At 71.5% G+C, this 17,331-nt stretch carries 2 protein-coding genes; both read right to left on the minus strand.

From position 1 onward, the window contains the following. A partial coding sequence (locus tag ACH4DZ_RS23360; protein ID WP_398289238.1) for a hypothetical protein occupies window positions 1-16,867 on the minus strand: 16,867 nt, incomplete at its 3' end. Between the two features lie 84 nt (window positions 16,868-16,951). Next, window positions 16,952-17,329 (minus strand): hypothetical protein, encoded by a 378-nt coding sequence (locus tag ACH4DZ_RS23365; protein WP_398289239.1) that lies wholly within the window; start codon window positions 17,327-17,329, stop codon window positions 16,952-16,954. Window positions 17,330-17,331 lie beyond the last annotated feature (2 nt).

Raw genomic sequence — 17,331 nt, forward strand, 5'->3', positions numbered from 1 at the left:
GCAAGTCACCGTTCGGGAGCCGGTAACCGGGGCTGTTCAGGAACTCGCTTACCCCTGTACCAAGTTGCGCGAAGACATGAGCGTTCTGACCGTCCGTGCCGCCGCGCATCGCGATACGGACCGTGAGGTCGGTGACCGGATCGCCGTCGTAGGTGAACCGCCGCGCATCGAAGCCCGACCGCACCACGAAACGGGGGCGCTTGTCCCGCGACCCTCCTGGACGCGGCGAACCGGCCGGCCCTGTGTGGGGCGCCGGATCCGTGCCGCTCCCGGTCAGCCGAGGGCGGGCTTCGCCGGTCTCGGTGCTGCTCGACACCGGAGTGGCGGTCTGGATGCTGTCGCCCTGGTTGTTGAACGCGACGCTGCTGCCCAGGCCCAGGAAGTTGCTGGTGACGTTGTACCAACTCTTGTCGGCCGGAAGCAGGCTCCGTACGGGACTGTCCTGCGCGAGCTGTGCCGCGAACTGCTCCTTGTAGGCGTTGTAGACCTTCGCCGTGTAACGCGGCTCCCAGGCCGCGTCCTTGCGCTTGTCATTGGTGAGCGCAATCGTGGCCAAGTCCATGAGATAGGTGTCGATCAGGTCCGTGACGTCCTTGGCCTTCGCACCCTCTTCCCCTGTTCGCGCCTCCTCCGCCAGGTCATTGGCCATACCGAGCACGATGTCCCGGTAGATCCGGTGCCTCGTACTGCTCGGGAACGCCGCCATGATGTGGTCGGCCTGACCCGCGCCTTCAGTACTCATCGTGCGTGGCGTCTTCAGATCGGCCAAGCCCGGAACGGTCAGCGGCACTCCTGCGAACATCGACTCCTCGTCGGGGATGTTCGTGTCCCGCGAGGCGAGGGGGTGCAGGCCGATCTCGTGGGCCAGCATGCCCATGATGTAACCGATGTCGTACTTCTCGAAGTAGTAGCTCGCAAGATTGATGTCGACACCCGCGTCACCCAGATCGCGAACGTCCGCCGGGGTTTCCGTCGTCCGCAGGTGCAGAGTGATCCGGACCGGACGGCCCCCGACGTAGTCACGGATCGTGTCGTGCTTGCGGAGCAACTCGATGATGCGGACCGCCTTGTCGCGGTACGCCTCGTTCGTGTGCTTCAAGTTGGTGAACTCGAAGTTCCCCGACTTGAATGGCGTGAGGGTCGGCTCGACGGCGGTGGTCGGCGTGCCATCGGTGTCGCTCTGGGGCAGCCGCGGGCGTGCCTCGCCGGTATTGCCACCCCTGCTCGGTTCCGGAACAGCCGGGCGCTGGATGCTGTCCCCGCGGTTGTTGGTACCCACGCTGGTGGCAAGCGCGGCGAAGTCACCCAGGACACCGAACCGGCCCTTGTCCCCCGGCAGCAGAGCACGGACAGGACTGTCCTGGGCCATGTGCTCGGCCAACTGGGACTTGTAGGCGTTGTAGACCCTCGCTGTGTAAGCGGGATCCCTCATCGCGCGCGCCCGGTGATCGTTGGTGACCGCGATGGAGGCGAGGTCCATGAGGTAGGTGTCGAGGAGATCGGTGACGTCCTTGGACTTCGCGCCCGCCACACCCACCCGCGCATGCTGCGCGAGCACCTCCGCCATCTCCAGCACGATGTCGCGATAGATACCGTGCCGAATGGTGTGCGGGAACGCGGCCATGATGTGATCCGCCTGACCCGCACCCTCGGTGTTCATGAAACGCGGCGTGCTCAGCGTCTCCAGCCCCGGCACCAACAGGGGCATGCCCTGATACAGCTCCTCCTCCTCAGGAATCTTCGTGTTGCTGGAAGCGAGAGGATGGAGACCGATCTCATGGGCCAGCATGCCCATGATGTAACCGATGTCATACTTCTCGAAGTAATAACTCGCGAGATTGATCTCAACACCCGCGTCACCCAGATCGCGAACGTCCGCCGGGGTCTCCGTCGTCCGCACATGCAGAGTGATACGCACAGGACGGCCGCCGACATAACCCTTGATCGTGCCGTGCTCATCCAGCAGCTCGACAATCCGAACCGCCTTGTCCACATACCTGTCCGTCTGATTCAAGTTCGTGAACTCGAAATTCCCCAACTTGAACGGACGCAGAACCGGCACCGGCACGGCGGGCGCCATGCTCGTGGTCGGGTCCTGCTGCATATGGGCCGGAACCCCGGTGACCGCCGTGTCGTCGGCAGACCGGGGCAGGGAGACCGGGTCGACCCAGATGGCCTCGCGAGGTTCCGCGATGGCGCCCTGCCGGGCCGCCGCCCAGCTCTCGTCGGCCGGATCGGACCGGTCGTCGTTCTGTCGAGGCGCGGGGGTCACCTCGCCGATGAGCGCACCGAGCAGGGCCAGGTGCCGGTCGCGCAAGCCGGCGGGGGCGAGCGACGAGTCCTCCGGCGCCGCGTCGAGGTCGCCCAGCAGGCTGCCGAGGATGTGGGGGCGGTGCGGGGAATCGGCATCCCGGTACTCGTCTCGCAGGCCGAGCTGGTGGGTCAGCTCGTGCACGAACTGGACCGGGGCCGCGTCGGCCCACCAGGTGGTCTGGTTCATCGCCTGGTCCCGGCCCGCCAGGTCCACCGTCAGGTGCGGGGCATCCGCGGCGCCCGGGGCACGCCGGACTTCCGGGAGGTCGACGTGCTCGACGGTCACATGCAGCCGGTCGCCGTTGAGGAGGCGGTGGGCCGGATCGTTCAGGAACTCGTCCACGCCCGCCCTGAGCTGGTCGAACACCTGGTTGACCTGCTCGTTCGTGCCGCGCAGCGCGACGCGGACAGTAAGCTCGGTGACCGGCTCGCCCTGGTACGAGAACCGTCGGGCGTCGAAGCCGGAACGCACCACGAACCGGGGACGGGTGTCACGCGGACCCCTGGGCCGCGATGTGTCGGGGGCCCCCGTCCGCGGCACAGGCCCCGCGTCCGTGTCGGCCTGGGGAAGTCTCGGGCGTACCTCACCGGTGTTGTCCGCGGCCTGCTCCGGAGCACTGGCAACGGGCTGTTGGATGCTGTCGCCGCGGTTGTTGGTCGCGATGCTGCCGGCGAGTTGGGTGAAGGACCGCGCGACACCGAACAGGCTCTTGTTCGAGGGCAGTAGGCCCTGGAGCGCGGTGTTCCCCGCCAACTCGGCGTGCAGCAGGTCCTTGTAGGCGTTGTAGACCCGCGCCGTGTAGTTGGGTTCCTTGACCGCGTTGATCCGGTAGTCGTTGGTGACCGCGATGGAGGCGAGGTCCATCAGGTAGGTCTCGAACAGGTCGGTGACGTCCTGGGACTTGGCTCCCGCCACGCCGACCCGCGCGCGCTGCGCGAGCACCCTGGCCATCTCTATGACGATGTCGCGATAGGTGCCGTACCGGATGGTCTTCGGGTAGGCGGCCATGATGTGGTCGGCCTGACCCGCGCCCTCGGTGTTCATCGTGCGCGGAGTCTTCAGGTCGCTCAGCCCCGGTACCGGCAGGGGCATCCCCCGGTACGCCTCCTCCTGCTCGGGAATCTCCGCGTTGCGGGAGGCGAGGGGGTGCAGGCCGATCTCGTGGGCCAGCATGCCCATGATGTAGCCGGTGTCGTACTTCTCGAAGTAGTAGCTCGCGAGGTTGATCTGGACACCGGCGTCGCCCAGGTCGCGTACGTCGGCGGGGGTTTCCGTCGTGCGCAGGTGCAGGGTGATCCGTACGGGCCGGTCGCCGACGTAGGTCTTGATCGTCCTGTGCTCGTCGAGCAGTTCGATGATCCGGACCGCCTTGTCGACGTATCTGTCCGTCTGGTTCAAGTTGGTGAACTCGAAGTTCCCCAACTTGAAGGGGCGGAGGACCGGCCGCGGCGCGGGCGCCGGGTCCGGGGCAGGGTCCGGGTCCAGTACAGGATCCGTAGGAGCGTCGGTGCCGGTGCCGGTGCCGTCGTCGTTGCCGGACAACGTGCTCAGCTCGTACGCCTCCTCCTCCAGCGTGCCCGGGAGGTCGCTGCCGGTCGGTGACGGGGGCAGCGGAAGGGTGATCGCATCCTGCAGGGCCGTGTCCTCGATCTCCGGGGACGCCAAGTCCTTCGGCGGCGTCGAGTCCTTCGGCGGCGTCAAGTCCTTCGGCGGCGTCAAGTCCTTCGGGGCCGGCGCCTTCGAGTCCTTGAGCTCGGAAGTCTTCGAGTCCTTGGAGTCGGGAGCCGACAGATCCTTGGAGTCGGGAGCCTTCAGATCCTTCGGCTCCGGAGCCTTCGGCGGAGGCGCCGGAGTGTGCAGGGTCAGTGGGACGAAGTCCCCGCCCCGACGGCGGAGCCGGATGTGCGGGCCGCTGTCGCCGGACGGGCCCGCGTAGGTGTGAGCGGTTCCGTTCTCCTCGATCAGGGTGACGGTCGTGCCGGTCGCCGCGGCGGCCCACTCGGCCACCGCGCGGTCGGCCCCCGGGCCCCACGGGGCCTCGGCGAGGTGGCGGCGCAGATGACCGTCGCGGGTGTACTGGCTCGGCGCCGGGTCGCCGCGGCGGCCGGCAGGGAGCGGCGGGGGCGTGAAGAGCGTGTCGTGCGCTGTCCGGTCGCCGGGCAGGCCGTACCGGCGCATCAGCTCGGCGGGCGGCACCGTCGCGCGCCTGCGCAGGCGTGCCACCTCCGGACCGACGACTCCGGGCTGTTGCGAGGCCTGGCGCACGGCCGTGGAGAGCGCGCCGAAGAAGCCGTTGCCGCGGCCGGTGGGCGTGCCCTGGGTATAGGTGGCGCCGTCGGGCGCGGTGAGGACGCCGTCGCGGTCCAGGCGGTAGCGCGGGCCGCTGCTGTCGGCGGGTGGCAGCCAGGGCGCGATGGTGTGGCTGCGGTGCGCGGGCGGCTGCTCGGGGGCGGGGCGTGTGGTGCCGACGGCGGAGGTTCCGGTCGTCGTGGTCGAACCGGCCGTGTCCGCCGGCAGTGCGGTGGCGACCGGGGCCGGGGTGCCGGGCGGGAGCGCGGCGTGGAAGAAGCCGTCGGTGGCGAAGAGGACGGGGTCGGCGGCCGGGTCGACGGAGGCCGGGTCGATGCCGTGCGGGAGGAACAGCTGGTCGCGGCCCTCGCCGGTCACCACCGTGAGCGGGGTGCCCAGCACTCGGGCGGCGAGGGCGGGCAGCAGGTCGGCGCCGCCGTGGTCCCCCGCGCGGCGCTCGGGCGGTTGTGGTTCGCCGTCGGGAAGCTCCGTGGCGCCGTCCTGCCGGGGCTCGCTCGCGAACGGGCGGGACAGTGCCACCGTGGCGAGGGTCACCCGCTGCTCGGGAGTCGGCCAGTAGGTCTGCGGGAGACGGCCGAAGGCGTCGAACTCGGCCTGTTGCGCGGGGGTGAACACCACGCCCGCCGTGTCGAGTTCGGCCTGGGTGAAGGTGTCCGCGACGTCCAGGGCGAGAGCGTCGAGCAGGTCCTGGTTGCCGTCCTCGCCCAGTGACCAGGCGAGGCGGTCACGGGCGGCGCCGACGGCTTCCTCGGTGACCGCCGGATCGCCGGGGTCGCCGGTGAACCGGTCGGCGAGGTCGTCGCCGAGCAGGTACGGCAGGCGGCCCCGTGTGTCGGCGGCGGCGAGCAGCGCGTGGAAGAACGAGGCGCCGTCGTGCGGCATGTCGTGCACTTCGCGCACCGTGACACCGTCCGGCGAGGTGATGGTGCGCGGCGCGGAGTCGGTGGCCTCGGTGACGGTGTACGGCGCGGGTGTCTCGGAACGCCAGTCCGGCGCGGTGTACTCCTGCGGCGCGTCCGGCACCGTGACCGCGGCCGAGCCCTGGTGGTGGGCGGTGAGGCGGGAGGCGGCGAGCTGCAGCCGGTGGTGGTCCGCGGCGGCGGCGTCGGTGCGCAACTGCCAGCGGTGGACCTCCTCGCGGGCGGCCTGCCAGGCGATGACGGCCGGAGAGTAGAACACGTCCGGCGGCAGGTCGGTCGGCTCACCGGAGTTGTCGTCGCCGAGCGCGGCCCGGTCCTCCGGGCTCAGGTCGAGCCAGGTCTCCCGGGACCGCGCGCGGGCGTCGTAGTAGTTCTTCTCGGCCGTGGCGAGGTCGGCGGCGGCCTTGGCCTGGCCGTCCCAGGCCGCGAGGACGTCGTCGGTGAACGAGGTCTCGTCCAGGAGCCCGTAGTCACGGGCGATGTCCTCGCGCAGCCAGACCAGGGCGGTGGTCTCGGCCTCGGCGGCGCGCGGTCCGCGCTTGGCCTTGCCGAGGGCGTGCAGCGGGCGGCTGTCGGTGAACCGGTGGTCGACCTCGGCCACCGACAGCCAGCTGACCGGGATCGCGAAGAGCATGCTCCGGTCGGTGACGACCTTGAGGTGGGTGCCGAGGGTGGTGTCGGCGGTGCCCTTGAGGGTGGTGCCGTCGTTCGTGCCGCCGATCGGGACCGTGGCTCCCGGGTTGGTGACACCGGCGTTGCTGTTGCCCGCCAGTGGCGCGGTGCCCACCGCGCCCTCGACGTTGTCGGTGATGCCTGCCTCGGACGCGTCGGAGGTCTTGGCCCGCTGCATGGCCTCCATGCGCGGCTTGTTCTCCACCGCGAGCAGTCGCGCGCCGCGTCGGTGCATCTTCGCGTAGAGGCGGGAGTCGGCGGTGTGCGACTGGCCGAAGAGGTGGGAGGACGCCTGGGTGGGCAGTGCTGCGCCGTTCGCGCCGAGTGCCTCGCGGAAGCCGCCGGTCAGGCCGACCTGGGTGGTGGCCTCCTGCTGGGCCTGGCCGGGGGCGGTGCCGAGGCCGGTGAGGGAGGTGAGGCGGGCCATGCGTACGCGGTTCACGAGGCCGGTGCCGGTGTGCCGGTCGCCGAGGTCGCCGTCGCCGAGGCCGTCGGCGCGTGCGGTGGCGATGGTCAGGGCGTCGTGCACGTTGGCGGCGCCGCGGATGTCCACGGCGAGGATGCCGGAGCCGATGGTGTCGTCGAAGGGCAGCACGTCCGGGTCGGGGCTGCCGCCGGGGTCCCCGGCGGCGGAGGTGCGCCAGGCGGCGATGCCCTCGGGGCGGGCCTGGGCGGCGGTCAGGACGCGCACCGCGCGCTGGGGGTCGGGCACGTCCTGCTCGGTGAGCGCGCCGTCGGAGCCGTCGCCGTCCGGGGTGAGCAGACTGGCGGGGACGACCTCGTTGAGAGTGCCGACGGCGACGTCGGAGACGCCGGGGGTGAGCGCGTCGCCGGACGAGTCCGTCATGGTGATGGTGAGGGCGTATTCGGTGATGATCTCGGCGTGGGCCTGGGTGGTGGCGATGTTCGGCATCGCGGTGCTGCCGGCGGTCTGGGTCCGGACGCTGGACCGCTGCTTGGCCGCGGTGCCCTGGAGCGAGGGGTTGGCGATGAGGACGCCGTCCTCGGCCGCGCGCTGGCCGCCGCTGAGCGTCACGTCGGCGCCGCGGTCCTGCGAGGTGCCGCCGGCGTCGTCGCGGGCGGTGGTGCGGTAGTCCTCCAGCTCGTAGCCGGTGCGCAGCCGGTCCACAGTGGTGGTGACCGGTGTCAGCTTGAATCGGAGCTGTCCGGGGCTGCCGTTGACGGGCAGGTGGAACGGGTTCGACCAGGTGCGGTAGCGGACCGGCAGGGTCATCCCGTCGGTCGTCAGCTCGTGCAGATGCGCGGCGAGGAAGTCCGGGGAGAGCCGCTGGAGGACCTGCTCCCGGTCGTGCGAGGGCACCCCCATCCGCGCCAGCTGCTGTATCAGCTGCCGCGCCGCGGGACTTGCGTCGAGCTGGCCGCTGGGGTGGCTGGGGAAGCGGCGGAACCGCAGGTAGGGAGGCAGCCGGTAGCCGCCGCCGAGGTTGTGCGGGGTGGTGGCGCCCAGGCCGTCAGGGGCGAGACCGGCCTCGATGACGTCCTGCATCGGCAGGTGGAACATCACCGCGTCGCGGATGCGCTGGAGCGCGGCGGCGGCCCCGCGCGGGGCGAGGGCGTTGCCGAGGCGGCCGGAGACGCGTCCGGCCGCGGAGCTGATGCCGGCCCCGGCACGGGTGCCGACCGCGCCCATCGCGGCCGTCCACCGGTCCCGTACGGCGATGGTCTCGGCGGTGTCGGCGACCACCAGGTACATCCGCCCGGCGTAGGAAAGGGTGGTGTTGCGTCCCCGGGTGAGGGTCTGCGAGACGCTGCGGCCCTTGCCCCAGGCGTACTGCAGGGCGGCCGAGTAGGAACCGACCACCGCCGGCCCGCCCGGGGACTGCTGCAGGGGTGTGTCGGCGCCCTGGAGGCCGAGGGTGGTGCGCGAACCGGTGCTCGCGCTGCCGTTCACTCGGTGTTCGTTGCCGACGGTCGTCTCGGAGCTGGCCGGCTTCGGGTCGCTCCTGACCCGGAAGTTGCTCAGCTCGCCGCGGATCACTCCCTTGAGGTAGTGGGTGCTGAACGGTCCCGCGCCGTTGAGTCCGGCGACACGGGAGCCGAACGGGCCCAGGTACTGGCCGAGTTGGCCGGCCACGCTGAGGTTCGCCATCGCGCGGCGCAGTGCGGTGCGCACCGGGGCGCCGGGAGCGCTGACGTGCCAGGAGGTGCCCGAGGCGCGGTCGGCGGTGTCCTGCATGAGCTGCTGGCGCTGCGGGCCGCCCTCGGCGCTGAGCACCACGTGCGGGGCGCTCAGCAGCTTCTTGGTGAGCTGCTGGTCGGCCGACTCCGTGTCGGGCAACGGCCGTGTGCCGTCGATGAGTTGGTCGGCCTCGGTGGCGGAGAGCGGCTGCGGGGCGGGCGTGGTCGCCGGTGCCGTGGCGGTCCCGGTGGGCGGCGGGTCGGCGGGGGCGTAACGGTCGGAGCCGTGTGCGGCCGGTACGGCCAGCTCCACCCGGCCGACGGTCTCGTTGCCCCGGGTGAACAGGGGCCGTTCCTCGACCTTGCTGACGAAGACGCCCGCGCCGAGCAGGCCGACCGAGGCGAGCCTGGCCCAGCCGCGTGGGCGGCGGTGGCCCTCGAAGGTGGCGCCGAGTTCCACCTGGTAGCTGTACAGGTCGGCGCCGGTCTGGAACATCAGGTGGTCGTGGACGACCGCGACCGTGTTCCTGGTGGTCTTCTGGTCGGTCCTGGCGTGCCGGAGTCCGACGGCCACGCTGCCCGCCTGGCGCGGCAGTCCGACGTCGGGCACCTTGTCGTGGTCGCGCGGCCCGACGCCCAGCTCGACACCGCCGGAGAGGGTGACGGCCGCCTGTTGTCCCTGGCCGGAGACCTCGGTGCCGATCACCGCGTTGCGCAGCGAGCGCTCGCTCATGGTGGTCTCGAACCGCCGGTCGGTCAGGCGCGCCCTGAGGATGAGCGTGTGGTGGCCGCGGCGCACCTTGCCGTCCTCGGTGAGGGTGACGGGCACGCCGGTGGTGGACAGGTCGTCCAGGCTCTGCGCCAGGCTGGGCCGGTTCAGCGCCTCGCGTACCTGGCGGTCGTTGTGCAGCGCGGTCCGCATCCGTCCGTCGCCGTACCAGAACTTGGCCAGCCGCGGATGCCGCAGCATGAACGGCGGCACGAACAGCGAGGGGTACGACTGGTGCAGCGTGTCCAGGACCGCGTCCGTGAAGGCGTGCATGGGGTCCTGGGGGGCGGGCGGCGTCTGGTTCGGGGTCGGCGGCTGGTTCTGGTCCTGACCGGACGGCTGTACCTGGGTCTGTGTCTGGGTCTGAGGCTGGGACTGGGTCTGTACCGGGGGCGGGGTCTGGGACTGGTCCTGGACGGACGGCTGCACCTGGGTCTGCACCGGAGGCGGAGGCAGGGTCTGCGTCTGCGGAGGCGCGACCGGGCGGAAGCCCTCGGCGCGGACCTGTCCGCTCAGGTGGACCGGGTCCTCCCGGGTGAGGTACCACGGCACCGGCGGCTCGGCGTCCGGGTCGGGGCCCGCCTGGCCGGGCGTACGGCTGTCCCAGCCCGCGAGGCGGCGCGCGTCCTGGGTGGAGATCCAGTCCAGGCTGACCACCCGCACCGGACGGGCGGCGGACGGCGGTTCGCCGGGCTTGCGCACCATCAGGGTGCGCTCCACCCGGTAGAGCGCGACCGGGTGGTTACGGACACGGCCGGTCGTCTTGCGGGCCGCGTCGACGCCTAGGTAGTGGCCGCGCCCGGTGGAGAGGTCCGCGCGGACGAGGGGGCCGCCCTGGAGGCGTACGTCGGTCTCCGGGCCGGCAAGGGTGTAGTTGGGCCCCGCGGTGACCTGGATGCCCAGGCGGGTGTCACGGACGTGCCCGCGCTCGTTCTGGTACGTGGTCTGCGTGAGGTCGCGCAGCTCCGCCTTGACCGACTCGGTGACCAGGGTGGCGCGGTGCGGCACCGACCGCTCCACGATCAGATGGCCCAGCGGATGCTGTCCGCTGCCCCGGGTCAGTTCGGGCCCCGTGACCGGCCCGGAGAACCGGCCGAACAAGGAGAGCAGCCGCCCCGGCCGGACGTACGAGACCAGGGTGCGGTGCGCCGAACTCCCGGGCCGGGCACCGGACATGGCGATCGCCATGTCCTCCGGCGGGTCCGTCAGGTGCAGCGCGGTGGTGTCGGTCATCCGCGGCTCGATGCCGTCCGGGAAGGTAAGGGTCTTCGGTGCCCGCTGCGGCCCCTTGTAGGGCACGGTGAGGTCGTCCGGAAGCCGCCAGCTCAGCCCGTCGCGCATCGCGAACTCGGCGGCGTGCACCTGCGTGCGCTGCCAACTGGGTTGCGGCAGCGGCGGGTTGGGCTGGGGGGTCGCCGTGGTGGTGGTCGTGGTGGTCTTCGGCGCCTCGGTGACGCGGTCCACCCGTACCCGGTAGTGGACGTCGTCCAGGTGCAGGTGCGAGCCCTCCCAGTTGCGCCACTCGGACTGGTTGTACGCCTGGGTGCCCTGCGCGTAGTCGGTTCGGCGGGTCCAGCCCAGCGAGAAGCCGATCTTCACCAGCCAGCTGAGCGGCGGGCCCATGCTGATACCGCCGGCGATCCGGCGACCGAAGCCGACGCTGCGCCCACCGCCCGTACCGGCCTGGCCGCGCCGCATGGTGTCCACCCGCACGGTGGCGTCACCCACGTTCGCGAAGCGCTCCCAGCGGTGGTACGGGATGGCCTCGACCGTCATCTCGTGGCCCACCCCGGACTTCTCGCGGCCGACGAAGCGCGCACCGCGCGCGGCGGTGAAGGCGTCGGGCTGCTGGGTCAGCAGCCGCAGCAGCTCCGCCTCGTCGAACTGGGCGCGCAGCTTCGCCGGAAGCCTGCCCAGGATCTCCTCGGCCACCTGCTCGGGCGAGCGGAGGGTGGTCTTGCCCAGGCCGGTGAAGAGTCCGGTCCGGCGACCGGGCGGGGGCGTCGCGGTCGCCGCGCCGGGCGGCGTGCCGTCGCCCGGGTCGGCACCCGGGTTGATCAGGACCGTGGGCAGGCGGCTGCCGTCCTCGAAGGTGACGGTCTGCGGCGCCGGGCCCGGCAGCCGGGCGTCCGGGCCGGTCAGCAGCCGTGCCGGGCGGTACCGTTCGAGCTGGGTCTCCAGCGGTACCGCGTCGCCCCGGTCGGGGGTCTCGGGGGCAGGGCTGTCGAGGTCGGTGACCCCGCCCATGCTGCGCAGCCACTCCCCGAAGACACCGTCGGCACCCGAATCCTGAGTAGTCGGATCCTGGGTGGCCGGGTCCTTGGTCGCGTCGAGGTCCGGCTTGGTGGTGGTCGGGTCCGGTACGGGGGTGAGCGGCGCCGAGGCCGGGACCAGCGCGTCGAAGTGGTCGGTGCCGTTGTAGGACAGGTGGAGGGTGCCGCCCTGGCCACCCGGGTTGAGGGTGTTGACGAAGGTGGTCCCCGGCGACCGCGGGTCGGGCTGGACGAGCCGCAGGTCGAGGTCGAGGGTGTGCGCCAGCGCTTCCGGGAGCAGGTCGGCGAAGGGAGAGGCCCAGAGGTCGGAGAGTTCGGCCGCCGCGGCGACCAGTCCCCTGGCTCCGAGGCGCCGCGCGGCGGCGGGGGTGGGCACCACGGCGGCGAGCTGCGGGTAGTCGCTCTCCCCGATGATCCGCTGCCACTCGGCGGTGTCGGCGCCGGTGACGACGTCCTGCGCGATCCGGTTCCAGCGCCGGTTGATCCGGCGCTGCTCGGCCTCGTCCTGCACCCCGGCGAGGGCGCGCATCCGCAGGTCGTCCACCACGGAGAACACCGGGTCCGGGATGGCGAGGGCCATGTTGTCGCCCAGTTCGGACCCGGTGATCCGGTCACGCAACTGGACGCGCAGCCCGGTGATGTTCCGCGCCGCCCACGCGGGAGGGACGGTCTGGCTGCGTGCGCTGTCGAGCGCCGACCGGAAGAGGCAGTTCCCGCCGCCCGGGGTGTCCAGCCGCCGGAATGCGGTGCCGCTCGCGCGCACGATGCCCACCGAACCTGGCTTGCCCTTGCTGAGGAGGGTCAGGTCCTCGGCGAGACTCTCCGGGCGGCTCGGCGGGGGCGACAGATCGGGTCTGCGGCGGGCGAGTTCGGCGGTGTCCTCGGGACTCAGCTTGAGCTCGGACAGTGGCAGCGGGGTGCCGGCGAGCGACCAGGTGATCTGCGCGGCGGGTGCGTAGGTCAGACCGCGTACATCCTCCGGCGAGACCAGGGTGGTGGGCGGGAGCGCGGGCGGCGGCGGGGGCAGCAGGGCGTCGAGCGTGGTGGAGGGCTGCGCGGTGGACCGCAACTCGGCTGCGGCGCGCAGGAGTTCGGTGTACTCCTCGACGGTGGGGTCGGCCGCGGGATCGGTGCCGGTGTCACCCGTGGCACGCCGCCGGTCGACGGTCATCCGGCGCAGCAGGTCCGGAGTCATCCGGCCGTCGCCGTAGCGGGCCGCGGTGTCCTGACTGAGCCAGCGCAGGTTGTCCACGAAGGCGAGCCCGGCCAGCAACTCCCGGTTCTCCGGGCGCTGTTCGGCATCCGGCCCCAGGGCGCCGCGCAGGGTGCGGATCTGCTGGAGGGTACGGGCCTGGGTGAAGGCGTCAGCCGGTTCCGGGCCCGCGTGCAGGCCTGCGTCGCGGGCCAGCGCGTCCAGGTCGGCGCCGCTGGGCTCCGGGGTGAAGAGCCGCCATCCTCCCGGCCCGTCCGGGCCCTCGGTGAGCACCGCGCGGACGTCGCCGTCCCCGTCCCGGGCCGTGCCCACCTCGGTGGTCGGCGCGTACACCTGTCGCCCGGTGCGGTTCGCCACGTGCTGTGCCACCGGCAGTCCCGCGATCTCGGGCTGCCGCCCGGTCTCGCAGGAGAACAGCACCAGCGGCCGGTCCTGATCGCCGTCCTGCGCCCAGGAGTTGAGCACTTCACCGAGCTGCACACCGCTGACCTTCACGGTGGGGTGGGCCGCGTCGTCGGTGCCGAGGGTGACGGTACGGGGGGTGCCGTGTCCCGCGAAGTAGTCGGCTCCGCGCTCGGTGCCCGAGCCGGGCAGTGCGGTCGGCGGGCCGGTGAACACGGTACGGCGGACCGGCGGCTGCGCGTCGGTCTCCGGAGCCGGGGAGGCGGAGGTGGTGCGCACTCCGCGGAAGGTGTCCTGGCCGAGCAGCGCGCGACGCCCCGCACTGTGCGCCGTACCGTCCTCGGCCGGACCCTGCGAGATGGTCAACGTCTGTACGGCACGCCCGGGTTGAGGCTTCACGGCCGAGTCCGCGACCAGGCGGCGCAGCTGTGCGACGGGCACGGCGTGGCCGTCCAGGGTGGTGACGACCGGGCCGCTCGTGGGCCGGAGGACGATCCGCCCGGCCGGCGGGAGCACCACGGGGAGCGCCACCGGGGGTGTCGCGGATGCGCTGTCCGACGTCTCGGGTGACGTGTCGGGTGACGTGTCAAATGAGGTGTCGGGCGACGTGGTGGGTGGAAGCGGCGGCGGTGTGCCGCCGTCGCCGGGCCCGCGTCCGCCGCCGGGGCCGGAGGTCCGCCCGCCGGCCGCGTCGCCGTTGCCCGACTCCAGGTGCAGGTCGGTGGCCGTCTCGGTCCAGGGACGCGACAGTGCGGCGAGCTTGGCCGTGACGGGGGTGCCGGTGTCCGTGGGGTGCGGACCGACTCCGTTGCCGTTCAGGCCGGTTGTCACCTCCGAGACCAGCTTCGGGCGCGTGGCCGGGGAGGGGGCCGGGTCGCTGTCGGTCGTCACGCCGGCCTGCGGGGCGGGACCGGAGGTCGCGGAGGGGGTATGGCCGAAGGCATCGGCGAGCGGCAACAGCACGTTCGCGCCGGGGAAGTCGGTGTCCGAGTTGTTCGAGGTGCCCGAGGTGTCCGAGGTATCCGAAGGGACTGCGGTGTCCGAGGTGCCGTCCGTGGTCATGGCGGGCGGCGGCCCGGCGAGTGTTCGGACCCGGACCGGGGCGCCAGGTCCCTCACGGGTCAGCTCGACGGCGGCGCGCACCGGACGGCCCGATCCGTCCGGCGTGACCGCCGGACCGAGCACCACGGCCCGGTCGACCCCGGCACCGTCCAGCAGCTCGGCCGCCTCCGGCGCCCCCTCCCCCGGCGGCGGAACCTCCGAGACCACGATCGTCAACGGCGGTGCCTGGGTGGACTCGGGGCTCGCGACGGCGGGGGGACCTGCCTTCACGTCACCCGGGCCGCCGAGGTCACGTACATCGCCCGTGTCGGCGTACGAGCCCGTGGTGTTCACCTTCGGCGGGGCAGCGCCGGTGTCGGTGTCCGGCGCGGGGGTGATCTCGGCGGAGCCCGAAGTGACCGGACTCTCGGCGGAGTTGACCGTCTCCGGGGAGAGGGTGGTGTCCGGGGAGGTGGCGATGTCCGGGGCGGCAGACGTCTCCGACTCTGGCGCCGGCGCTGTCGTCGTATCCGGCGCTGCTGTCGTCGTCTGCGGCGGTTGGGAGGTCTCCAAGGTGTGCACGGCGTCATCGGTCGTGGTCTGCTGCGAGCCGTCCGCCGGGTTCGTGACGTCCGAGTCGCCGGTGCCCTGGGGCTGCGTCTCCGGGGAAGTCGAGGACGACTGGTTGGTTCCGGCGGAGGGGGCGCCACCCGGCCGAGCACCTGTACTCGAACCGGAACCCGTACCCGTACCCGTACCCGTACCGGAACCAGTACCCGTACCACCGGTACCCGTACCCGTACCCGTGCCCGTGCCCGCCGCAGCCGAGTTGGTCGGGCCGTTGGCCGTGACGGGACCGCCGCTCGCCTGCCCGGAACCCACATCCGCATTGCTCTGCGAAACCTCGGAACTGCCGAAATCAGAACCGGAGTTGCCCGTGGAGCCGTCACCGAACCCGTCCGTGGTGAGCGGGTTGTCCACCGTGACCGGGGTGCCGAAGCTGTCGAGCGCGCGGCGGACCTCGTCGGCGTCGATCTGGGCGGCGGGGCTGTTCCCGGCCGGGACCACCCTGACCTCGGGCAGCTGCGACAGGTTGCTGTGCAGGTTGTCGCGGACGCCGATCTCGGTGCTGCCCGGCTGCTGGGAGCCGCGCAGCTCGGCGAGATCGCGCAGGGCCTGTTCGCGGACCTCGGCGGAGCCGTTGTGGACCTGCTGCCACAACTCGTTCTCCGCGGCGGTCACAGGCATCGGCCCCGGGGAGTACGCCGGCGGGTTCACGCCGGTGTACGGGGGCGGGTCGCCGACGGAGTAGGGAGGAGGCAGGTCCGTCCCGGAGAAGTCCCCGGAGAAGTCCCCGGTGAAGTCGCCCGTGCCGGTGCTCTGTCGGGAGACGGGCGGGGGCGAGTTGCGGGTGGAGCCGCCGCCCGAGGAGCTGGAAGAGCCCGAGGAACCCGACGTGTCCGTGTTCGAGGGGCCGCCGGCGCTGTCGGCGTCACCGCTGGAGCGCGTGGAACCGTCGGAGTCCCGGGTGTCGGAATCGGTGCTGCCGCCGGAGACGGTGGGCGGCGGCTGATTGCGCAACTTCTCGATGGCGTTGCGGAGTTCGGCGCCGCTGTTCACGGCGGAGTCCGAGAGTGTGGCCTCGACCTGGCTGCTGAGGCCCGCGCCGACGAACGTCGACCAACTGGTGGACCAGTCGCCGTCGAAGGCGCCCTTGATCAGGATCTCCGCGACCGCCTCACCGGCGCCGGCGGCGATGAAGTCGGCGGTGCCCTTGAGGCCGTAGTGCCCGGCGAGCGCGCCCGGCCGGTCGGCGTTGTTCTTCAGGATCTGGTTGTTGCGCCACAGGCTGGTGTTGTTCTTGAAGGAGTTCGGGTTGAACCGGAACGAGAACGAGTTCTTGTTCGTGAGGTTGGGGTTGTTCAGGTTCGGGTCGGGACCTGGGCTGTTGGTCGGCGGATTGTCGTTCTTCGAGCCGGGGCCGGGGCCAGGACCGGGGTCGGGGTTCGGCTTGGGGTTCGGCGTGTGGTTCTTGAGGTCGAGGTTCGGCGGGTTCTTGAAGTTGGGGTTGTTCTTGAAGTTGAGGTCGGGGCCGTTCTTCAGGAAGTTGCCGTCGAAGGCCTTGACGATGTCCTTCGCGAACTTGTCGAAGATGCTGGTGAAGAAGCCTGCTGCGGCGCCGAACGCGGCGGACTTGAGGATGTCGTTCCAGTCGAAGTGGTCGGGTCGGCGACCGTTCGGCGCGAAGTTCATCATCGCGAGCCGCACCGCGAAGGTGGTGAACGCCTCGGCGAACGCCTCGGTCAGCGAGGGCGCCAGATGCAGCCGCTGGAGCAGATGGGTGAGCGTGGCGAGGATCATGAACCGGCTGCGCAGCTTGGCCAGCATGATCTGGCTGGCCGAGGCGCCGCCGGTGAAGAAGGACATCGCCAGATAGATGGCGATCTCGATGAGTAGCCGGATGACCTCCGCGATGACCTGCCACTTGGACTCCATGATGTCCATGGAGGTCTTGCGGCGGCCCTCGGCGATCTTGTCGAGCTGGTCGGAGAACTCGCGCAGGTAGTTCTTGCCGCCGTCGTCGATGAGCATGCCCATCGCCTTGGCGTACGACTTGGAGAGGTCGTCGGGCATGACCTCGGCGATGTCGTGGATCGACTTCTCGATCAGCGACGACACCCGGTCGAGCTTGCGGCCGAGCCCGGAGTAGGGCCGACGGCTGTCGAAGGCCAGGTCCTCGTCGGCGTCGATGAGCCTCTCCCCGGTGAGGATGAAGAGCATCGCGTTGACCTCGGGCGACGCCATCATGCTCATCGGGGGCCGCCTCGCGCGCCGTTCGGGCAGGACGGAGCGGCCGCTCCCGGCGTCATGACGCGGGAGCGGCCTGCCGTGCGGAGGTCAGCGGCGACCATGCCCGCCCGGGCCGCCGTTGCCGTCCAGCCCATGGGTGTCGATTTCCCTGTTGTTCTGCTCGATGTCCTCGATATTGGCGTCACGGGTGTTCTTCATCAGCCGGACCTGGCTGACCGTGGCGTCGGTGATGCCCACCAGCGCGTCGCGGATGGACATCATGGTGTCCTTGGTGGTCTGCCGCTCCTTCTGCTCCTGCGGCTTGGCCTTCTCGGCGAACTCGCCCTCCGTGCCGGGCCACCTGACCGTGGGAGCCAGTTCGTCGAAGAACTCCTCGGTCATGCTCCTGGTGAGGGCGCCGATCTCCTCCAGCTGTCCCGCCAGGGCCTCGATGCGCTGCGGGTCGACGTAGTAGCGCTGTCCCATCG

The organism is Streptomyces sp. NPDC017991 (assembly GCF_044328075.1).
Taxonomy (GTDB): domain Bacteria; phylum Actinomycetota; class Actinomycetes; order Streptomycetales; family Streptomycetaceae; genus Streptomyces.

Excerpts from the sequence above, each read along its gene's own strand:
- ACH4DZ_RS23365 (WP_398289239.1), bottom strand. The coding sequence starts at position 17,329 with ATGGGACAGCGCTACTACGTCGACCCGCAGCGCATCGAGGCCCTGGCG.